The sequence below is a fragment of the Actinomadura litoris genome (assembly GCF_009733595.1).
GTDB lineage: Bacteria > Actinomycetota > Actinomycetes > Streptosporangiales > Streptosporangiaceae > Spirillospora > Spirillospora litoris.
On sequence record NZ_WOFH01000008.1, the window covers coordinates 75,485 to 97,038 of the forward strand.

The following is a 21,554-nucleotide window of genomic DNA, read 5'->3' on the forward strand; positions in this document are numbered from 1 at the left end:
GGAAAACGCTGATGCGCCGCCGCAGACTGGGCATGGGTTCCCTGAGCGTGTCCGAGCAGGGGCTCGGCTGTATGGGAATGTCATTCGCCTACGGCCCCGTGAACGACTCCGAGTCCGTCCGTACCGTGCATCGCGCTCTGGAACTCGGGGTCACCCTGTTCGACACCGCCGACATGTACGGCCCGCACCACAACGAGAGCCTGGTGGGCCGCGCGTTGTCCGGACGCCGCGACCAGGCCGTCCTGTCGACCAAGGTCGGCAACGAGATAGACCGGGACGGCGCCTTGACCGGAAGGATCAACGGCCGGCCCGACTACATCAGGTCGAGCATCGACGGAAGCCTCCAGCGCCTCGGCGTCGACTGGATCGACCTGTACACCTTGCACAGGGTGGATCCACAGGTGCCGATCGAGGAGAGCTTCGGGGCGCTCGCCGAACTCGTCCAAGCGGGCAAGGTCCGCCACCTCGGCCTCTCCGAGGCGTCCGCCGCCACCATCCGCCGGGCCCACGCGGTACACCCGGTGACCGCCGTCCAGACGGAGTACTCGCTGTTCTCCCGGGACGTCGAGACCAACGGCGTCCTGGCGACGACACGCGAACTGAACATCGGGTTCGTCGCCTACAGCCCGCTCGGCCGCGGCTTCCTGTCCGGACGTATCCGCGACATCGACGATCTCCCGGAGAAGGACTTCCGCCGCGTCGCACCGCGCTTCCAGGAAACGAACTTCCACAGAAACCTCAAGGTCGTGGAGCGCATCGAGCGGGTCGCGGACACCAAGGGCGTGACCGCCTCCCAACTCTCTCTCGCCTGGGTGCTCGCCCAGGGCCCCGACGTGGTGGCCATCCCCGGAACCAAACGCCGCACCTACCTCGAAGAGAACGTGGCGGTCTCCGCGATGGCGCTGACACCCGACGAGCTGGCGGCCCTGGACGTGATCGCCCCACCGGGGGTGGCGACGGGCGACCGCTACCCGGCTGCGGCGATGGCCTATCTCGACGGCTGACGCGTGAGCCGACACAGCGAGGTCTCCGGTTGGGGGAAGAACCCCAGACCGGAGACCTCCCCAACGCCGCCTGCGCTCCGACGACCGATGCTGGACGCTGCCGCCCCGCCCCCCGGCGCCATACGCGGCCTGCCTTTTGAGGTCGGGCAGTGACCAACATGTTCAGCCTTGCTCGGGCTCCACCGGCAGCCACAGTTCGGCGTCGGCCTCGGTGTGCTCCGGCGACAGGTGGACGCGCAGAATCTCGGGGCCGGTGCGGGTGCGGTACGGGTTCGACGGAAACCACTCGGTGAAAACGTCCCGCCACAGTTCCTGGATGGCCTGGGGTGCCGGCCCGGAGGTGGTGAAGACCGCCCAGGTACCGGCCGCGACGGCCAACGTGGTCATGCCCTCCGGAGCGGCCGCGGAGGTGATCACGCCATGGTGGTAGTCGAGTTCAGTGCCCTGGGCGCGGCTGGGGTCCACGTCGTCGCAGACAGCGACGATGCCGTGCGGCTCCTGATCCGACAGCTTCTCCAGGCGCTCCAGGGTCTGGGGGGTGATCCCACGGACGAAGTCCATGATCGCCTGGTTCGGACCCGCGTGCACCAGCGGAACCCGGGTCTTGAACCCGACGACGGTGAAGTCCGGCCTGTCCACGACGCGGTACCGCATACTGCTGCGCCCTTCGATGGTGAGGCGGAAGGCCATCCGGGACTGGGAGTTGAGCGCGGCACCGGTCCGCCGGGCCTCGCCCGGTCCGATGCCGTGCATGGCACGGAACGCCCGCGCGAACGCCTCACCGGAGCTGTAGCCATAGCGCACCGCGATATCCAGCAGCGTTTCACGCCCCGCCAGCACTTCGGCGCCCGCGAGGGTGAGGCGGCGGCGCCGGACGTACTCCGACAGCGGCATGCCCGCGAGCGCGGAGAACATCCGGCGCAGGTGGTGCTCCGACGTCGCCGCGATGCGAGCCAGCTCCTCCACATCGACCGCCTGGTCGAGGTGGCACTCGATGTGCTCCATGGCCTGGTTCAGCCGCTCCAGCATGCCTGACCTCCCTTCACGGTGCCGACGATAGTCATTCAGCGCTGTGGCCGGTGCCGTCCCCCTCCGGCCCAGGGGTCTCCCATCCCAGTCCCCGGCGGATCGCGATCTCCACGGGCGAATACGCGCCGTCGGCCCGCTCCAGTTCGTACGGCGCGGCCGGCATCAGCGGCGGCTGGGCCATGAAGCGCGGCCGAGTCCCGTGGTGCGGTTGCGCGGTGTGCACCAGGAACGGATGGCACAGGAAGACGTCGCCCGGGGACCCGGTGGCGAGGCCGAGCGGCCGGTGGTCGGAGGCCGCCACCAGATCGGGCGCGAGGGTCAGCCCGCTCGCCCCGTCCTCCCCGTACTTCTCCAGCACCTTCGGCACATCGAGGTGTGAGCCGACGCGGATCCGGGTCGGGGCGTCCTCCTCACCGACCTCGCTGAACAGGAACAGCATCAGCAGCGCCCGGCCCCGGGAGCGCAGATTCGTGAAGTACCAGCTCTCACCCTCCGGCAGGTAACTCCCCTCGATGTGCCAGCCGGCATCGCTCGGCTCCTCCTCGTGCGGGAAACGCAGCGGGAACGTGCCCAGCGAATAGCGCGGCTCCCAGCGTCCCGCGCCGACGAGCAGATCGTACGCGTGCTGGAGGAACGGGGAGTTGGGCGCTGCTGCGAACGGCCCCTGCGCCATGCCGCCCACCCAGTGCACGGGCTGCGTCCACGTCGACGGGTCATCCGGGTCGCAGCCCGTCTCCCGCCACAGCAGCCGCGCGCAGTCCGCGGCCACACGCGGCGCGACGGCGCCCTCCAACTTCACGAAGCCGTCGCGAAGGAAACGGGATACCAAGGTCAGGTCGTCCATGCGCCCCATCGTGCGACAACACCGGCCCCGACCACCCGACATTCCCCGCGCCGCTTCTGTCGGGTACGAGGACGGACGTGGTCCCCGGCCACGCCGCCCACCTGCCCCCGCACCCGGAAGAGGCGGCGCGTCGGCCTTCAACAACGTCCAGGCACCCGCACGTCACACAGCCAATCGGCCCACGATCTTCTTGCCGACGTCGGTGCCCTGGTCGACGCGGGGCACACCGACGGAGGTCTTGACGCACTGGGAGTGGATGATGCAGGCGCTGGGCTCACCCCGGTCTCCTTCCTGCCCGCATCCAGGTGGGCTTGGGCGGAGCGCGGGGTGGTGGAAGGGGCCTCCGTGGTGCTGGACGAGTTGGCGCGGCGGGGTGGATCGACCGCCGCGCCGCTGGAGCCGGCGCAGGGCGCGGACGGGTTCTCGGCCGAGCCGAAGTCCGACCGGGCCGGCCTCGAAACCTGCATGCCCGGCAAGCAGGAGATCTCCGCGCCGCCGGTTATTACGTACCGCGAACGGAATGCCGCCGGGCCTGGGAACTCCAGGTTTCTCCTCCTTAACCTGCAAACCATGATCACTACTAGCCGCACACGCCGCGTCATCGCGGTCATGACCACCGCCGCCGCGCTCGCCCTCGACGCAACGGCGCTACCGGCATCGGCCCAGGAGGTGCAGCCGGCGGTCTCGGCACTGCGGTTCAGCGCCGAGGCCGCCACGGTCGGCACCAAGCTGACCGGGTCGGTGACCCTGGACGGGCCCGCACCCGCCGGGGGCTCCCAGGTCACCCTCTGGCGCAACACCTACTCCGCACCCAGCGTCCTCATGCCCGCCAAGGTCACCGTCCCCGCCGGAAAGACCTCGGTGTCATTCCCCGCCACCGCGTACTCGGCCGAGCCCTACGACCGCGACCACGCGAAAATCATCACCCCGTCGGCTCATCTGGGGACCTCACTGGCCTCGCGTGAGCTGGTCCTTCTGCCCACCGCCTTCGCCCTGTCCAGCGGTGTGGCACGACCCGGCACCGGCACCAAGGTGGCCGTCGGCATCGGCACGCCCGCCCCCGCGGGAGGCGCCACGGTCGCCCTGAAGAGCAACACCGCGGATATCAAGGTCCCGGCGACCGTCACGGTCCCGGCGGGAAGCCCCGGGGTGTCCTTCCCGGCGTCGGTGGCCTCCTCGGCTCAGTCGGGCGGGACCGGCCAGATCACCGCCACCTGGCAGGGCTCCACGACGACCTCCGCCTTCTACCTGAGCTGAGGGCCGATGTCGATCATCTGACAGACCCAGGCCCACGAGGAGGACCGGTGCGGACGGCATCGCCGCAGGTCACACGCGCTACCGCTCTGTACCGATCCTCCCCGAGGGCCGGTTCGAGGTCGCCACCAGTTCGAGGCCGCGCTCGCCCGCGCTCGCCAGATCAAGGCGTACGCCCTGCCTGCCGCGCCATCGTGACCGTGCATGATCGGACGGCGTCGTCCACAAACCATCGCCGAGGAGATACTACGGGCAGGCAGCGACATGGTGACGCTCGACGCTGATACTGCGGGCTGCGCAATGACGGCTTTCTTGATGTGCGAGGCCACAACAGCCTGCTCCGCTGTCTCGCCGGCCTCGACCGGGTCCTGCCGGCGCTCACCAAGGCAGGGGGCCTTGAATATTCGCAGCGTCTGCGTCAGGCGGCTCAACTCATCGCGGACGCCCCCATCGGTTCCATCGGATGATGGTCCCTTGAGCCGTGCTTGAGTGAGCCCGCCAGCCGACCGTTTTGTTGGGATCGCGAGAGCCGTTTTCCTCCTGGCCTCGGCGTGTCTTCGCCGTGCCAGATGCACCGCCCCCCGAGTCTGACTCGTTCGTTATCCAGCCCGCACCCAGCAACGGCATTCCGGCTTGGTCGCGTCCCCGGCGTGAACCTGACGCCCAATGCGGGTCTCGACGATTGCAGCGAACTCGGCCTTCGAGACCTGTCCCGCCGGACGGCGCAGCCACCCCCGTGGTCAGGTCCCCGCTCTCCATTACCGACGCCGCCGTCGCACTCGACTCTCTCTCGGCTCCCGATCCGATGACCACAAGGTGAACCGCGCGCCATCAGAGGCGTTCAGCGGCCCTTGCGGGTCTGGCGGGTGATGGCTCGGCCCTCGTCCGGGGTGAGCGGGCCCGCGCTTTCCGGCGGCGACGTACCGAGGGACGTCGCCAGCGTACGTCCGTGCAGGTCGAGGGCCGCCTCGGTGAGGTCGGTGAGTTCGGCCAGGGTGGACCGGGCGCGCGTCCAACCGGTGAGGGCCACGGCGAGCGCGACGATCGCGCCCGGCCACCACCAGACCGCCAGCACCGCGTAGGGGACCGCCCAGGCGAAGGTGACGACGGTCGCGGCGAACTGGCCGTGCGCGGCGGACAGGTCGGCGCGGACCGGGTCGGGCAGGACCAGCCACAACCGCGGCCATGCGAACGCCAGGTCCAGGGAGTAGCGGTTCAGCGCGACCTGCTCGACGGCCGCGACCCGGTCGCCCATCCAGGTGGGGCGCGCGGGCGGGGCGAGGGCGATCCGGTTGGCGCGGTCGGCGGCGGCGTCGATCGCGGCCTGCTGCGCGGGTGTTCGGTCGGCGGCGGGGCGGTCGCGTTGCAGGGCCTGCCGCGTTTCGACGTGCGCGTTCCAGCGGTGGGCCCGGGCCGTGGCGAGCCGGTCTCGCAGCCCGTGCAGGCCGCGCGGCCACAGGCCGAGCCAGATCGCGCGGACGGGCGTGGTGAGCGCCTGGACGACGAGCCCGATCCCGCACGAGGCGAGCAGCAGGCCAACGGCGAAGAGTAGCTGCGCCGGGACGGTCAGCCTGCCCTGGCTTGTGCCGAGTGCGATGACCTCCTTGCGGAGCAGCGCCAAATCGAGCGCGTGCGACCAGCCGAGCCGCACCCCGGCCCACGCGACGGCGACGAAGAGCAGGCCGGGCACGGCGAGCAGCGCCACCCAGCGTTCGGCGAGCTTCTTGGCCAGTTCGCCAAAGAAGGCGTTCACCTCGTCACCTCGGGGCCATCGGCAGGCCGGTGATGCCGCAGCGCGGGAACGGGCCCGCGGGGACGCCGTGGGCGGTGCGGTCGCAGGCCCCGTCGGGACAGCCGAAAACCTCCTCGTCGGCTCGTCCGGGGCCGCCGCCGGGAAGGCCAGCGCCGGGTCCGCGCGTCGTGCCGGACGGGTCGCCACCGATGAGGTCGGCGAGGAGCGCGCGGACGGGACGGCGAGCTCGGGCCTCGGCCTCGATGCGGGACAGCAGCCGCCGTTCCGGCTCGTCCGCGCATTGTTCCCGAAGCGCCGGCAGGTCGTCGCAGAGCGCGCCGAGCGCCCACCGTTCGGAGGATTGATCAGTTTCTTCGTCCACGACCGAGAACGTTATCCTGCGCATGGTCGCCGAGCGGCCGATTCTCCTCTTTCCCCCGATACGGGAGCGGGCCGTGGTTAGGATCGCGGCGTGAGCGGCGACAAGTTCTGGGATTTCACGCTGGATAAAGATCATTTCCCGGCCATGCAGTGGGTTCTGCGCGATCACGGCTCGTTCGACGGGCCCGTCCATATCCAGGTCGGCGAGCTCGGATCCGGCGGCTGGTATGTACGACACCAGGGCTTTGGCGTTCGCGAGTTCCCCGACCGGCGCGCGGCATGGCACGCGGTCCAGGCGCAGATGCGGCGGCACGAAGGACGGTGGGAGGAACTGCCCGCCGACCCCGAGCCGTTCCGCCTGCTCTGCGGCGCGGACGGCTCCCGGATTCTTTACGACACGGGCGACCCCTGCCTCTACGAATGCTGGGGTGAACTCAAGGACGCCGTCTGGGACGAGCTCTGGGCGGCGATCAACTCCGGCAAGGTATTGCGCCGGACGGAGGCGCACGCCCTTCTCGGAGGCGTGATCGAAGTGGCGCGATATGTTGACCCGAAGGACGGCGTCCGAAGGTTCGCCGTCATCGAGGCCATCGACGCGGGCGGCGACTACCGGGTCGTCGACTTTCCCGACGAGGGCGCCGCCGTCCACCTGTATGAGGAGGTCGTCCGTTCCAGGGAGGACCATGAACTTCCCTATCGCGCCACGGACCTCGACGATGTCCACTACCAGGCGCCCATCGCGGGCCGTCCGGAGCTTCCCGAGGGTCTCACCGCCCTTCCCGACGGGTCGATCATTTCCAGCGCCGACGCCGACGAATGGCGTTACCTGTATGGACGGCCCCGTTTCGACTGGCCGCTGACGCCGGACGCGCCGAACCCGCCGGGCCCGGTGCGCGCCGTCACCGGAGAGCCGCGGGATTGGCTGCCCACCGGGGTGGAGGTGCGCGAGGTCACCCCGCCCGCGTGGGCGGAGGCCGCGGGGATCGGGGAGCCGGCGCCCAGGGCGCTGTCCCTCGCCGTCCTGCCTGATGGCCGGACCGTCCTCGCCTCCGGCCACAACGACGCCGCCCACCTGTGGAACCTCCGGGACGGCGGGATCGCCCGCTCCTTCTCCGGCCACGCCGAGTGGGTGCTGGACGTCGCGCTGGCCGTGGTCGGCGACGGGACGGCGGTGCTCGCGACCGCGGGCAAGGAAGGCCAGGTCCGGGCCTGGTCGACCGGGGACGGCGCCGTCCTCCAGGAGATCGACGACCATCGGCGGGCGGTCAACGCGGTGGCCTGGGTGTGTCCACCGCGGGATGTCCCGTGGCTGATCTCCGGCAGTGACGACGGGACGGTCCGGGTGTGGTCGGTGGAGTACGCCAGGGAGCGTGCGCGATTCGAAGTGGGGCCGCCGGGCGTCGATCTGATCTGGTCGGTCGCCGGGGCGGTGCTGGCGGACGGGCACGTCTGCGTCGCCGCCGCCTCGGACGACTCGACGCGCTCGGCCGTCCACGTCTGGGACGTCGAGGCCGAGACGAAGGCGCACGAGTTCGTGCTGGAGCACAGGCCGACGTTGATGGTGCCGAAGGTGGCGCTGGCCACGCTGCCCGACGGCTCCTTCCGGGTCGCGGCGGCCGCCGGGCCCACGGTGCGCGTCTGGGACGGGCTCACGGGCGACGTCGTCCGGACCTTCCCGATCGAGGAGACCGGCTCCGCCGCCGTCGCGCTCGCCGTCCTGCCGGACCTGCGCGTCGCCGTCGCCGCCGCGAGCGGATCGGCGACCCTGGTCTGGGACGCCGAATCGGGCGCCGAGCTCGCCAGGGTCGACCATGGGACGCGCGGCCCGCACCCTGCCGTCGAGCTGGCGGCACGACCGGGCGGGGGGCTGGTGCTGGCGACGGCGTGCGCCGACGGCCGTCCCGCGCGCGTCCTGCGGCTGAACCCCCGCTGGTGACGGGCTGGCCGGATGCCCTTGGACGATCTGTCCGCCAAGCTCGCGGACCTGCTGGGAGAGTACTCGGCGACCGGGGACGAGCCGCTGCTGCTCGGCGCCGAGGCCGACGGATACGCCTCGGCGCTGTGGCGGAACGTCCGGGCCGTCGACACGGCGACCGCGTCGTCCGCGCTGATCGGGTCGTTCGTGGCGGCGAGCGTCGCGCTGGCGGTCCTGTACTACGAGCGGTACCTGTGCCGCGCCCCCGGGAGCCCGGCGGGAGAAGCCGACCTGGCGCGCGCCGTGGTGGTCGCCGCGCCCCTCGCGGCCGATCGCCGCCGCGTCCCGCCGCCGCTGCGCCCGTTGCTCGGCCCCGAGTCCGACGACGGCGCGCAGGCCGACACGGCGCGGGCCCTGCTGCGGTCGCCGGGACGGGAACCGGCGCTGCTCGACGCCGCGATCGTCCTGCTGGACGCGGCCGTGAACCGCGGGTCCGGTGACGTCTCCCGGCAGGCGGCGCTCTGCCGCGCGCTCCGGCGCCGCCACGAGCGGGACGGCTCCCGCGCCGACCTGGGCCGGGCAGTGGCCGCCGGCGAGAAGGCCGCTGAGGGGCGGGGCGACTCCGATGCGTGGACGTCGCTCGCGTCCGCCTACCTATGCCGGTTCCGGCTGTGCGGGGAGCCCGAAGATCTCCGGCGGAGCATCCGGCTGCTCGAACGGATTCCGGGCCCGGGCGCGGAGCCGACCGCCCTCGCCGATCTCGGCGCCGCCTACCGGCTCCTGTTCGAGCACGGCGGCGACCCCGGGCACCTGGACGCCGCCGTCCACCAGGGCGAACGCGCCCTCGCCGCCGCCGGGGACGACGCCCGTCCGGGGTGGCGGTCCGAGCTGAGCGTGGCCCTGCTGCGCAGGCACGAGCGGGCCGGTTCGCGCGCCGACCTCGACCGCGCCGCCGACCTCGCCGAGCAGGTCGTCGCGACGGCGGCCTGGGACGATCCCGAGCGGGGGGTGTACCTGGCGACCGCCGCGGAGGCCGTGCTGCTCCGGCACCGCCGCGGCGGCGACCCGCGGCATCTCGACCGAGCGGTCGCCCTCGCCGACGAGGCCCTCGAAACGCTCCCGGAGGACGACCCGCGCCGCACGGACGTCCTGCGCGGCCTCGCCGACGCCCTGCACCGGCGCTCGACCGCCGCCGGCTCCCTGGACGACCTGGACCGCGCCGCCACGGCGGCCGCCTGGGCGCTGGCCGCGCTCTCCGGCGGGCATCCGGCGCGCGGCGCGACGACCGCCCGGCTCGCCGCCGTCCACCTGACGCGCTACACGCGCACGGGCGTGCTCGCCGACCTCGACCGGGCCGTCGAGCTGGGGGAAGAGAGCCTGAGGGCGCCCGGGAACGCGCCGGAGCGGCGGTCGATGCTCGGCGAGGCGTACCGGCTGCGGTCCAGCGTCGGCGCCTCGGACGCCGACCTCCAACGCGCGATCCACCATGGCGAACAAGCCGTCGGCGCCACCGCGAAGGACGACTTCGCACTTCCCGGCCGCCTCGCCAGGCTCGCCGCCGCGCACTGGACCCGGCACTGGAGCAGCGGCGACCCGACCGACCTCGACCTGGCGATCGCCCTCGGCGGCGAGGCCGCCGACCGGACGCCCGACGACGAGGCGGACCTGCCCGGGAGGCTCGCCGACCTGGCGGCCGCGCACCTGGCCCGGCTCCGCGCCACCGGATCCCCGGCCGACCTCGCCGCGGCCGTCGACCTCGCCGAACGGGCCTGGCTCGGCCACCCTCCGGGCCATCCGGACCGGCCGCGCGCCGCCGCCGGGCTGTGCCGCGCGTACCGGGCGCGGGTGGAGGGCGGCGGCGCGTCCCCGTCCGCGGCGCGACTGCGTGAACTGGCGGGGACCGACGACGACCACGAGACCGCCTCGCCCGCCGAACGCGTGGCGGCCCGGCACACCGCGGGCCTGCTCGCCCAGGCCGCCGGAGCCGACGGCCTCGCGGCGGAACTCCTGGACGCGGCCGCCGCGCTGCTGCCGTCGGTGGCACCACGCGAAGCGGGCTGGCCCGACCAGCAGCACCGGATCGGTGAACACGCGGGGCTGGTCGCCGCGGGTGTCGCCGCGCACTGCGCCTGCGGCGACCCGGCGGGCGCCGTCGAGTTCGCCGAACTCGGCCGGGGCGTGCTGCTCGCCGCGCAGGCCGGCACCCGCGTCGGCGTGGCCGACCTCCGCGACCGCGACCCCCGGCTCGCCGACCGGTTCCAATGGGTGTGCGCACGGCTCGGCACGCCCGGGTTCGGCGCCGCCGAACGCCGCCGCTGGTGGGAGGATCACGACACGCTGCTGCGCCGGATCCGCGCCCTCCCCGGCCTGGCGCGCTTCCTGGCGGCGCCGCGGCTGGACGACCTGCGCGCGGCCCCCGCGGGAGGCACCGCGGTCCTGCTCAACGCGGGCAGGGACCGCGGCGACGCCGTCCTCGTCCGGGACGAGGGCCCGCCCGTCCACATACCTCTGCCCGCGCTCCGGGAGGCGGTCGTGGCCGATCAGGTCACGGCGCTTCTCGCGGCGCTCTCCAGCAGACGGTCCCTGAGCGGCGTGATGATCCTGCGCCGGACCGTCCGGGACGTCCTGGCCTGGCTGTGGCGCACCGCCGTCGGCCCCGTCGCGGACGCGCTCGGCCCGCCCGGGCCGGAACCGCATCGGGTCTGGTGGCTGCCGACCGGCGCCCTGGGCCTGCTGCCGCTGCACGCCGCCGAGGAGCCTGGGATCCCGGGGGCACTGGACGTCATGGTCTCCTCGTTCGTGCCGTCCCTGCGAGCGCTGCGGGACGCCCGGTGCCGCCCGCCCGCCGCCCGCCGGGAGACGCTGACCGTCGTGCTCGCCCAGACTCCCGGCCACGCCGACCTGCGCGAGACGGACGCGGAGGCGCGCCTCCTCGACGGACCGACGCTGACGGGCGCGCAGGCCACGGCGGGAAGGGTCCTCACCGCCCTCGGCGACGCCACCTGGGCGCACTTCGCCTGCCACGCCGTCGCGGACCCCGTGTCACCGGCCGCCGGCGGCCTCCTGCTCCACGACCGGACGCTGACCCTCCCCGAGCTCGGCGACCTGCGGCTGCCCGAGGCGGAGCTGGCGTACCTGTCGGCGTGCTCGACCGCCGGGCACGGCGTCCGCTACGCCGACGAGGTCCTGCATCTGGCGTCGGCGTTCCAGCTCGCCGGGTTCCGGCACGTCGTGGCCAGCCTGTGGCCTCTCAACGACACCGCCGCCGGCGAGGCCGCGACCGCCTTCTACGCGGCGCTACCCGCGACCCCGGTCGCCGACGCGGCGGCGCCGGTCCTCCGTGAGGTCACCCTCGGCCTGCGCGCCCGGCATCAAAGGCAGCCGGAACTCTGGGCGCCCCTCGTCCACAGCGGTCCCTGACCTCGGCCTCACCTGCGAAGGCGATGACTCCCGGGGCTGGTCGGAAGCCGTCGCGGAAGGTCGCCGGCCAGGGCGCAACCACGCGAGCCGCCGCCGCGGGCCCGCTCATCAGGATGTGGCCGCCGACGAGGGGCATGTCAGGGGCGGGCATCCGGCAGGTCGCAGCAGGAAAGGCCTTTTCTAGACAGTTTCGTCAACTCTCCCGTCTGCCTGTGCAGTTGAACCAGGCATTGGCAGCGGCGGCACCGAGGGCCAGAATCCCCACCGGAATCCCGATCCAGGCGGGGACCGGATTCCCGGAGGCTCGAGCGGTAAAGGGCACTGCTGCCAGAAGGAAGAGCGCCACTACCGCGACGATCCACCTCCCCTTGCGCATCATCTGATCCTCAGGTCGGTTTCAGCACACCGGCGGGCACCGCCGCGCCTTCGCTTCGCGGTGCCCGCCGTTGCGCAGAGTCACTCACGGGACTAGATGTTCATGTCCCGAATCGTCCGATTCATTACCCGGAGATCGCACCGGCGATCTGATCACCGAGGAAGGATCCTCCGACCTCGCAGAGGCCGGTCGCCGCCACTCCGAGGCCACCGGTGGCGCATGTGACGCCGGCCATGCAGCCGAAGGCGACGCCCTGGCCGCCCACGGCCGCGTAGGTGTCCTGGGAGACGCTCCCGTTGGGGTCGCTGACATCTTCGTAAACGGTGGCGTAAATATCCGAGTCTTGGGCCAAACCGATACCGTTCCAGAGAAGTTCGCCCCACGGACACTTGCCGGTGGGATCGACTCGGTTGACGGGGCTGTCGCCCGCATATGCATAGCGATTCCCCTTGCCTGGGTCGCCGAGCGAAATGACCGAGTCCTGCTGGGTGAAGCGGCCGCGGCCGGCATCGTAGAAGCGCTGACCGAGTTTAAGCAGGCCGCTACCGGGTTCGCTCAGGCCACTGGTATAGCGGATCAGGTTGATCGCCGACTGCCGGCCGTTGTCGGCGGTCGTCTCGCCGTACGGCCCGTAGGTGTCGGACGCGGCCTGGGTGCCCGAAGGCGAGACGATGGAAGTGACCGAACCGAGGCCGTCGGTGCCGAAGACGTAGGGGTTGCTGCCGTCGGGGTAGCCGAGCGGCGTGCCGGTGCTGTCGTGGATCATCCAGGCGGTGCTGCCGCCAGGCCATGCCGCAGCAGGAGAGTACATGCACGACCCCTTTGACAGGCCAGTGCAGCTCAGGGGCCGCTATCCAGTTGATAGCTGCCCCTGAGCTGGGGAAAGTGAAGGCGATACTGAGTTCGATTGAGTGACCTCTTCGGTGTGAACACCATTCACCATCCCTAGCACAGCGAACCTTCCGACATCTTCCCAGCTCAGAAGCACCTCATCCCTTCACCACAGAGCCGTTCGAGGAAGTTCGGACCACTCCTGATCTCCCACAATGCACACCCGCATATCGAGCAGCAACTACTCTAAGGGTGTGTCTCACGTGGATGTGGTGGGGGCCGCCGGATACTGCGGGATCGTGTCGTCAGATCTTGCGTTGCGGCTGGTGCCGGATGAGTTGTGGGAGCTTGCTGAGCCGCTGATCCCCAAAGTTCGCGCCGCGGCGGCAGGGCGGCGGTACGGCAGCGGTGAGCGATCGGGGGGTGTTCACCGCGATCGTGTATGTGCTGACCAGCGGGCGCGCGTGGCGCCATCTGCCCGCGGAGTTCGGTGTCAGCGTGCCGACCGCGCATCGCCGGTTCACCGCCTGGACGCGGGCGGGGCTGTGGCCGCGCCTGCACCGGGCGGTGCTGGACGAGCTGGGTGCGCGCGGGCAGATCGACTGGACGTCGGCGATCGTGGACGCCGCCGCCGTCCACGCGAAAGGGGGGGCACGCCGACCGGCCCAAATCCGGTCGATCGGGCCAAGAAGGGCAGCAAATTCCACGTACTGTCCGATGCCGCCGGGCTGCCGCTGGTGGTGGCCGTCTCGGCCGCCAACCTCCACGACAGCCTGGCCTTCACGCCGTTGTTCATGGCGCTGCCAGCGATCCGCTCCCGGCGCGGACCGCGCCGCCGACAGCCGCTCAAGGCCCGCGGCGACAAGGCCTACCATTCGGCCAAGCATCTGGCCCTTCCTGCGGCAACGCGGGATCACACCGCGCATCGCCCGGCCCCGGCATCGAGACCGGCGAACGCCTGGGACGCCACCGCCGGGTCATCGATCGCAACCTGGCCTGGCTGCTGGGCTACCGTCGCCTGGCCGTCCGCCACGAACGCCACGGCAGCCTGGTCAACGCCTTCCTCGTACTCGCCGCCGCCCTGATCTGCTACAAGAAACTCGCCCGAATCCCCACATGAGACATACTCTAAGTTAGATCTGTGTGTGATCGGTGCCACACAGCCAGCCACAATCCGTCCCGCTCCACCGCCTCCTTCGGGACAAGATCTAGCGGATTGGCGGCGACCTCATCCGGGAGATGGAACGCGTCGCCAACCAGCTCGGCCCGATCGGATGACCCGAGCGAAACCGGGTCCACGACCTGTGGTGCTCGACCGTGCCACTACCGCTGGAACAGGACGCCACTGCGCCGATCATTTCGACTAGCAGGCGAACTTTCTATCAGCATGAACGCCCCACTTCGAGGAACTGCCGATAAACAAGATCGAGTAATGCCGCGTATGCATGTTGCGAACGGGCGACGGATTGGTCGCCGCCTGATGCGATGCGACCGAGCCGGTCGACTCGCTCCATCAGCGTTTGAAGCATCGTGAGGACATCAGCCGGCGCCGGCTTGAAGATCCCCCGTTCCACATATCGAATCACCGTCGTTACATACTCGTCGACTTCCGCCAACTCGCCGTGCGTCAGAATAAGATCCCCACTTGACCCACTCCGAGGAAATGGCAGGTTGCGCCACAAGGTGTAGGCGTCCATAAAACTGAGCATCATACCTCATCTGCCTCTAATGAGTCCCGTTGTACCAAAATGAAACGATTCGCCCATCCGGCCCGACGATCCCCCCCACACCCCCGTTGGGATCCGAATACTTCACACCCCATTTACCATCATCAAAAGGCATCCTCTTTGCATTATACCCTACCTTTCCCCCCGGCTCAGCCAGACGCTTTACCCAGTCACTCGAATCTTGCAAGTACTTTTCTCGCGTTATTTTCAATGGTTCGCCGTGCTTTGCCCAATGATATTCAAAGCTCGCCACAGGATTGGCAAACGTGCCCTCATGCCAGGCATCTGCAACCGCCTTAGGGCATAGCCCCGTATTATGCACCAAAACTGGCGCCTCGTCCGCCAGCACATAGTACGTGTGGAGGTCGGCAATGGCGAGGTTGTGGGTGCGCTGGTGGCGGGTGGTCCAGTGTTTGGTTGCCGTGACCTGGACGTAGGTGCCAGCGCTGGTGCGGAGCCACATGCCGGGTTCGAGGTCGGTGGCGTTGACCCACTGGTTGACTCCACCAGCGACCCAGAAGGGGTGGTGGTCGGTGGCAATGATCATGCCCTGCCCTCCTGCACCGTGAGGACGGAGCAGGGAGCCGCTAATCTTGGGTTGACTTTTAGTCGTCCAGAACGGGCGCGCAGCGTGAGTGTCGATGGTGATCTGCACGAAGTTCTTATCGCCCTCGGTTACGACGGTAGCCAGAACTGGTTGGGCCGCAGTTTCTCCGGTTTCGGGATTGGTAGCAAGTACCTTGTCGCCAACCCTGATTTTTTCGATGGACTTCCGACTATTACCAGCCAGGAGAACCTGCGTGCCCGGGACGAAGCTATTACAGGCCGACTTCAGCAGGCGATTTCTAATAGTATTTTTAGCAATGATTTGCCTTGCGGCGGGCGCCATTGCACCCATACCCCCTTCCATTGCCGCCGCCGGCCCACCCATTGCAAAAAATGCTTCTAGGCCGAGTTGAGCGAGATAGCTTCCATGCTTGCTGCACTCCTTCCATGCATTACAGGCAAAGTGGGCGGCCCGTAGATCATAGTAGGGCTGCGCATCCGGGTTATACCATGTTCCGTATCCCGACACCCGGACGTACATCTTCCAGAATCGCTCCCGGAATTCGGAGATGTCAAGGCCTGGTGGAACGGCAACCACCGCCGCCAAGCCGACGGTGCGGTCGTCGGGAGCATCGTCACTATCGCCCTTCCAGGTGATGGGGACGCCGTTCGGGTGCCTGCTGTTTTGCCGCTTGGCCCTATCGCTGTTCTGGTTGCACCATGATGCACATCCGGTGGGAATGTCCCCCATCATCCCGGTGGGGTCGCTTATTGTGACCGGGTTGTTGTTGCTGTAGGTGTAGCCGTTCATCTGTTGTGGGTCGGCTTGGTCCATGAGGGGGTCAACAGAGATGAATCGGCCTGTCTGGGGCTCGTACTCGCGAGCGCCGAGGTGGGTGAGACCGGTGGGGTCTTGGGTGCCGCCGACGAAGCCCTTGTCCATGGCGGTGGGCCAGACGCCAGTGGAACTTCGTTCGGCACCGAAGGGCGTGTAGCGGCGTTGGCTGATAGAGGTGATGTCCCAGGCGTCGATGGCGAGCTGCGCCGTGCCCTGGTGATCTGCGGCGAGGAGGGTGACACCGCTCGCTGTGCGCATGGCGACGGTGTTGCCGGCGTATCCGTAGTAGCGGGTGGCGGTGGTGGCCCCGTTACTCAGGCGCAGTTCCATACCTGGCAGGTAGAGGGTGCTGCCGGTGTTGTCGCGGCGGATGAGCCGGTTGCCGTCGGCGTCGTTGACGTATCGGGCTTCGCCGGTGGCACTGTCCTCAGTCTTCACCAGTTCACCGGAGGGTGCCCACGTGAGTTTAAGGGTGTTGGTTCCTTGTGTGCGTTGAGTGGTGTGCCCGAGAGCGTCGTAGGTGTATCCGAAGGTGGTGCTTATGCCGCCCTGCTGTTGGGTGTAGCTCGCGAGTTGGTGGCCTTTGTATTCGGGGCCAACTCCGGTATCACCGGCATAGGTGAAGCTGCGGTTCCATTGGGGTATGCCACCGTTGGGCCCCGCACCCCAGTTGTCTTGCTTAGTGCGGTTTCCGTCGGCGTTGTAGGCATACCTTTCCCGGTAGGGCGCGGGGCCGCCGATCTGGGCGGCGGTCGGGTCGGCCGCGCAGGTGGCGCTGTTCTGGGACCAGGCGTCGGTGAGGCGGCGTTGGATGTCGTAGCCGAAGCACTGGGTATCGGTGGTCAGGGTGCCGTTGGCCGTGGAGCCGGTGATGTCAGTGATCTGGCGGATGTTGCCAGCGTTGTCGTAGCGGTAGGTGGCGTCACGGTCGTAGCCGACGATACCTTGTCGGCTGACGGTCGAGTGAGTCAACCGGCGGGTGGTGGGGTCGTAGTCGTAGCCGATGTTGACGGCTTTGCCGCTGGCATACAAGACATAGCCGCGGACCTGGTTGATATCGCTGTAGCCGGTGCCGGTGACGTAGGTCGACAGGCCGGTCAGCTTAGTGGGGCGTTTGAGGCCGTCGTAGCTGTAGACGAGGACTTCGGCGGGCAGTCCACCGACGGGTGGCATGCTGGTGTTTTGGACAGTGCCGTCGGGGTTGTAATTAGTGTTGAACTGGTAGGAGCCGTCCAATCCGGCGCCTTCGGCGCCGGTGGGCACTATGACGGTGGTCCTGGTGGCCCTGTTCGCCGCATCATATTTGTCGATGCGGGTCTTGTATTCGTAGATCTTTCCGTCAGCGCCGGTGGCATTGCGGGAAGAGAAGCTGAGTTGCCCGGGCCGGACCGTATCGTAGCCCCACAGGGCGATGAGGTCGCCTTTCTCGCCGCTGTCGTTGGCGGCGTAGGTGCGCAGTTTGCGACCCAGTTCGTCATAGTCGTTGAAGATCTTGCCAGCGTTGCCGCGTGCGTCGGTCGCCGACACAGGCTGGTCGAGGTCGTTGTAGTCGGTGTGGGTGGTGCCCTTGTCGGGGTCGATGGTGGTGGTAGTGCGGCCGCGTTGGTCGTAGCCGTACTCCCAGACCTTGCCGCCAGGCCCGGTGATCTTTGTGGTTCGGTCCGCCGCGTCGTAGGTGTAGCTGGTGGTGATGTAGTCGTTACCGCCGTTGTCCTGGCGCAACTCAAGAGTGCGTCCACGCGCGTCGGCGTAGGTGGTAGTGGGAGTGCCGCCCTGGGGTGGTGTCGTCCGCACCCAGTCGCCGGTGGTGTCACTGCCATAGGCGTAGGCGGTCGCGGACACCTCGGGGTTGTCGCCGGCACCGCCCAGGAGGGCCTCGCGGGTTTTGCGGCCTACGCCGTCGTAGGAGTAGCGGATCTGGCTGTGGACCAGGCCCTGCATGTCGGGGCCGAACAAGCTGGGGGTCGGTCCGGCCTGGTCGTTGTAGTAGCCGTTGTAGGTGTAGGCGACCAGACCGCGGCCGTCGTACATGGTGTCGGTGATGATCCGGCCGCCGTTTTGTCCTGGTGCTTGGGTTTGGCGGCCCCTCAGAAAGCCGTCGTAGATCTCGTAGGTCGGAGTGTCCAGGGCACCGGTGTTGGTCACGGTCCGGGTCCCGACCACGACGGGTGCGTTCTCGGTGACCTGGTAGCTGAACTCCATGCTCTGTGTGGCGCCGTCGCTGCGGGGGCGGTCAGGAAGCCAGACTTTGGTGGTACGCCCCAGCGCGTCGTAGTACAGATCGGTCTTGCCCAGACTCTGGGTGCCGGTGCCTTGAGCGGCGTTGTCGGTCTGGATGATCGGCAGGCCCCACGCGGCGTCCAACGTGGTGGTCGTCGACAGCAGCAGGGTGGTGTCGTCGTCCTTTTTCACTGCTGGTTTGGTGGTGGTGACCTTGGTGGTCAGACCGGCGGTCTGGGTGTAGGCGGTCGTGATGAGGTGATCGTAGGCGTCGACTGCCGCCGTGGGACGGCCGTAGTCGTCGAAGGCGGTGACCGCAGCGACCTTCTGGTAAGTCGGGTCGGAACCGTCGGCGCTGGCGTGGGAGACCAGGCGCTCGGAGTAGGTGACGCGCCCCTTGCTCACCGACTTGAAGGCGCTCTTCGGAGTGACCGAGGTCCCGTCGTAGTAGGTGCGTCCGTCAGCCAGGACGTCCTTGGTGCGGTCGACCGTGGTCGCGCAACTGCCGCGGGTGACCTCTTTGTGTGCGACGTAGTTGCGTAGCCAGGCGGTGGTGTTGTCGGCATAGGTGAGCCGGGTGCAGCGGTCGTCGCCGGTGCCGGGGCCGCCGAGATCGGACGTCCAGTTCAAGCGGCCGACGTCGGGGTCATAGTCGGAACGGGTCTCGGCGATCCGCCAGCTACCCGGCCCTATGGGGGTGAAATTCCGGGCGTACTCGGTGGCGACGATGTTGGCGGTCACCGTTCCCCAGTCACGGGTTTTGGACGCGGTCTGGTACTTGCGGGGCAGTTTCTGCGTCCAGTTCACGACCGAGCCGCCGGGCTTGTCGAGTTGCACGGTGCGCACTTCGAAGCCAGCGAAGGGGTCGTGGTCGGTGATCGTGCCGCCGTTGCCGTCGTCGACGGTCACGGTGCGTTTCTTGGTCTTGTCCGTGGCGGAGGTGCGGTCGCCGTGCATACCGCGAAGGTAGTAGTGGTCGGTTTGGGCGACCATGCCGTTGGTGAGGTCGGATCCCGTGAGGACGCTGACCTTGCCGTAGCCGCGCCATTGACCCCAGGACTTGTATTTGTCCTTGGTCAGTCCGTCATCGTCGTCATAGTGCCAGGCCGCGCCCTGCTGCTCGTCATAGATGTACTTGGTGACCATGTCGGGCGTACGCCCAGTGCGGTCGCGCGCTGTGACGTGGGTGACGACATATTTGTGGAACCAGTCCAGGCTTGGGTCGAGGTCGCCGTCATGCGCCCAGTGCACGGGGAAGCAGCGTTTGGTGTTGGTCTCCGGTTCCAGATGGTCGTCGGGGGTGCATTGGGCGGTGCTGTAGGCCACGGAGATCTCGCTGCCGTACTCGTCGGCAATGTAGTCGAGCCGGTAGTGCAACAGGCCGCCGGTGTCGCCTGCCCGGACCCGGTTGGGGCGTTCTTCGTAGTCCAGGCTGGTCTTGGGCAGCGTGATCGTGGTGGTGGCGGCGAGTCCGGTGTGCTGGATCGCGGTCGGCAGCAGCGCGCGGTCGTAGTCGGCGGTGCCCCACTTGTGCGACAGCGTCCAGGAGTCGACGTCCCGCCAGGTCCCGTCCGATTTGCTGATCTGGGTCTTGACCGACTCCAGCCGTTTGCGCGTCCAGAACGTCGGCGACACCGATCCCCTGAAGTCCTTGCATTCGGTGCCGGCCTTGCAGTTGAGGTCGTAGGGGACGTCCGGCCACAAATTCGGGTTGGTCTCGATCTTGGCGGGGTCGCAGTTGGCGTCGGTGTCCAGGCACCGTTCCTTGCTGGTGAACATCACCCGGGCCGGGGCCTTGGCGGTCAGGTTGTCCGAGCGAAGCCCGTATTCGATACGGTTGAGCACACCACCGCGAATGTAGGGCGTCTCATCCTCGGGCTTGAGGTCGCGCCCGTAGTGGTTCTGCTCGGCGTCGTAGTAGTAGGTGATGACGTTGCCGTCGGGATCGACGACGTAGTCCAGGTTCCAGCGCCATGCCTGCTGGCACCAGGACTCGGCGAAGGTGTCTTTATGGCAGTGCTCGGTGGCGTCGTTACCGAAGACCGGCATTGTCCAGGTCGCGCCGGTGGCAGGCTTGTTGCCGTCGGCGCCCTTGTTGGAGCCGAAATAGTAGGCGGTGCCGTCGGTGGTGGTGAGCTTCCAGTACTCGTTGTCGTTGTCACCGTTGTCGACATCCGCGTCGGTCAGCTGTTCGATGCGGGTGCCGTCGTCGTTCTTCATCCGCCATTTGCCGGCGCCGTCGGGGATGAGCTCGCCGCCGTGGCCGTTCCAGGTCAGTGTCGCGTTGTCATTGCCCCAGCACTGGTCAGTTGGGGCTCGTCCCCACTGGTCCTTGGGGGCTCCATCGTCCTCGCAGGACTTGTAGCGCCGTTCGATGAACCCCGGCCACAGGTCAAAGCCCTCACCGATCCAGGACGATTGTGCGTTGGCGCCCGAGGTGCGGCCGTCCACACTGCCCGACGAGTAATTGATCTTGACCGGTGGCTGCAGTCCACCGGGGACCGGGGGCACTCGCATCGGATAGGACCAGGTGAATTCGCCGGTGTTGGCGCCGATGTTCCAGGTCGATGATGAGGTCAGCTTCGTGGCCTTGTAGTCCCCGCCCTCGCCGGCGGTGCCTGCCTGGGCGGCCAGAACGGTCCCACCGGCATCGGCAAAGGTCGTCTGAATCTGGGCGACGAGTTTGTGGTGCTCAGGGTCGCGGGTGGTGGCTACTGGCACGGCAGCGCTGCATTGCGGGCGCTGCGGGGTGGTCAGAACACATGCGGGGAATCGCACGAGTCCCAACCTGTCGGCGTAGTCGCCGCCGAAAGCCGAGGCGAAGGAGGTGTAGTCCAACCCGATTGTGACCTGTCCGGGCGTCGGGGCATCGGTGCGGGCCACCGCGATCATCGGCCCACGTACACCTGCGCGCTGCGCGAGCGCGCGGTCTAGCACCTGCACACGGACGCTCTTGGCGGGCTGGAACGCTGCGCGCTGCGGCTGGCCTCCTGGTGACTGAGGCGCGCCGACGAGCACCGGTAGTTGCCCAGCTTGAGTCATCGATTTGTGTGAAGGAACCTTGACTTCGACGGTGCCTGGGGCAGGCCAGGTCGGCGCGGGCAACGCTTTTGTGTTGAGGGCCTCGTTGGCTGGCTTTCGGGGGCGCACTTTTACCGATTTGCCTTTGACAGGCTTTTCGTCGGCGTAATGGTGGCGCGGTGCAGGGTCGGCTTGGGCTGGCAACGGTGAGGTGAGCCCGATCGCCAGGACGGCGGCGAGGCCAAGGGCGATCTTGGCGCGCATGCGGCCGTGGCCTCCCAGCAGCATCCGGGTACCGCGCTTACTCACAGCATCCTCCAAGGCTGCGCCCGCCCGGTTTGGGCTGACGGATGATTCTCAGCGGGATTCGACAGGGGCAGGCACTTGGGGTGACCCCGGGCGGCCGGACAGCGCGG

General features: G+C 68.8%; 11 protein-coding genes and 1 pseudogene. 5 read left to right on the top strand and 7 right to left on the bottom strand.

Going from position 1 to position 21,554, the window contains the following annotated elements; genetic code table 11:
- Positions 1–11: 11 nt before the first annotated feature.
- Positions 12–1,004 carry an aldo/keto reductase gene (locus GNZ18_RS22750; protein WP_156218578.1) on the top strand — a complete coding sequence of 331 codons (993 nt, stop codon included), beginning with the start codon at positions 12–14 and terminating at the stop codon, positions 1,002–1,004.
- A gap of 162 nt (positions 1,005–1,166) precedes the next feature.
- On the opposite strand, the gene GNZ18_RS22755 is transcribed toward GNZ18_RS22750, so the two are convergent.
- Together GNZ18_RS22755 and GNZ18_RS22760 are read right to left on the bottom strand one after the other, a co-directional pair.
- Entirely contained in the window at positions 1,167–2,033 is an 867-nt protein-coding gene (locus GNZ18_RS22755; protein WP_156218579.1) for an AraC family transcriptional regulator, read from the bottom strand.
- Positions 2,034–2,064: 31 nt separating this feature from the next.
- Positions 2,065–2,877 carry a phytanoyl-CoA dioxygenase family protein gene (locus GNZ18_RS22760; protein WP_156218580.1) on the bottom strand — a complete coding sequence of 271 codons (813 nt, stop codon included), beginning with the start codon at positions 2,875–2,877 and terminating at the stop codon, positions 2,065–2,067.
- A gap of 330 nt (positions 2,878–3,207) precedes the next feature.
- On the opposite strand from GNZ18_RS22760, the gene GNZ18_RS22765 reads away from it, so the two are divergent.
- Entirely contained in the window at positions 3,208–4,134 is a 927-nt protein-coding gene (locus GNZ18_RS22765; RefSeq protein WP_156218581.1) for a hypothetical protein, read from the top strand.
- 838 nt (positions 4,135–4,972) lie between these two features.
- On the opposite strand, the gene GNZ18_RS22770 is transcribed toward GNZ18_RS22765, so the two are convergent.
- Both GNZ18_RS22770 and GNZ18_RS22775 read right to left on the bottom strand, forming a co-directional pair.
- On the bottom strand, positions 4,973–5,884 hold the full coding sequence (locus tag GNZ18_RS22770; RefSeq protein WP_216651411.1) for a hypothetical protein: 912 nt from the start codon (positions 5,882–5,884) through the stop codon (positions 4,973–4,975).
- Between the two features lie 4 nt (positions 5,885–5,888).
- The gene (locus tag GNZ18_RS22775) at positions 5,889–6,245 is read right to left on the bottom strand and encodes a hypothetical protein (RefSeq protein ID WP_216651412.1); all 357 of its coding nucleotides are present in this window, start codon (positions 6,243–6,245) and stop codon (positions 5,889–5,891) included.
- Between the two features lie 90 nt (positions 6,246–6,335).
- On the opposite strand from GNZ18_RS22775, the gene GNZ18_RS22780 reads away from it, so the two are divergent.
- Complete coding sequence (locus GNZ18_RS22780; RefSeq protein ID WP_216651413.1) at positions 6,336–8,180, top strand: WD40 repeat domain-containing protein; 1,845 nt, start codon at positions 6,336–6,338, stop codon at positions 8,178–8,180.
- A 12-nt stretch (positions 8,181–8,192) separates the two neighbouring features.
- Positions 8,193–11,579: a CHAT domain-containing protein gene (locus tag GNZ18_RS22785; protein WP_156218582.1), complete on the top strand. Its 3,387-nt coding sequence runs from the start codon at positions 8,193–8,195 to the stop codon at positions 11,577–11,579.
- Positions 11,580–12,079: 500 nt separating this feature from the next.
- Here GNZ18_RS22785 and GNZ18_RS22790 read toward each other — a convergent pair whose 3' ends face one another.
- On the bottom strand, positions 12,080–12,721 hold the full coding sequence (locus tag GNZ18_RS22790; RefSeq protein WP_173390859.1) for an RHS repeat-associated core domain-containing protein: 642 nt from the start codon (positions 12,719–12,721) through the stop codon (positions 12,080–12,082).
- A 364-nt stretch (positions 12,722–13,085) separates the two neighbouring features.
- Between GNZ18_RS22790 and GNZ18_RS22795 the strand changes: the two are divergent.
- Positions 13,086–13,906: pseudogene (locus tag GNZ18_RS22795) on the top strand (IS5 family transposase).
- 262 nt (positions 13,907–14,168) lie between these two features.
- On the opposite strand, the gene GNZ18_RS22800 reads toward GNZ18_RS22795, so the two are convergent.
- Complete coding sequence (locus GNZ18_RS22800; RefSeq protein ID WP_156218584.1) at positions 14,169–14,483, bottom strand: hypothetical protein; 315 nt, start codon at positions 14,481–14,483, stop codon at positions 14,169–14,171.
- 28 nt (positions 14,484–14,511) lie between these two features.
- Positions 14,512–21,402, bottom strand: coding sequence for an RHS repeat-associated core domain-containing protein (locus tag GNZ18_RS22805; RefSeq protein WP_156218585.1), 6,891 nt, complete (start codon positions 21,400–21,402; stop codon positions 14,512–14,514).
- Between the last annotated feature and the right edge of the window lie 152 nt (positions 21,403–21,554).

Coding starts and splice junctions, on each gene's coding strand:
- GNZ18_RS22800 (WP_156218584.1), bottom strand. CDS start 14,483: ATGGACGCCTACACCTTGTGGCGCAACCTGCCATTTCCTCGGAGTGGG.
- GNZ18_RS22750 (WP_156218578.1), top strand. CDS start 12: ATGCGCCGCCGCAGACTGGGCATGGGTTCCCTGAGCGTGTCCGAGCAG.
- GNZ18_RS22760 (WP_156218580.1), bottom strand. CDS start 2,877: ATGGACGACCTGACCTTGGTATCCCGTTTCCTTCGCGACGGCTTCGTG.
- GNZ18_RS22755 (WP_156218579.1), bottom strand. CDS start 2,033: ATGCTGGAGCGGCTGAACCAGGCCATGGAGCACATCGAGTGCCACCTC.
- GNZ18_RS22790 (WP_173390859.1), bottom strand. CDS start 12,721: ATGATCCACGACAGCACCGGCACGCCGCTCGGCTACCCCGACGGCAGC.
- GNZ18_RS22805 (WP_156218585.1), bottom strand. CDS start 21,402: ATGCGCGCCAAGATCGCCCTTGGCCTCGCCGCCGTCCTGGCGATCGGG.
- GNZ18_RS22785 (WP_156218582.1), top strand. CDS start 8,193: ATGCCCTTGGACGATCTGTCCGCCAAGCTCGCGGACCTGCTGGGAGAG.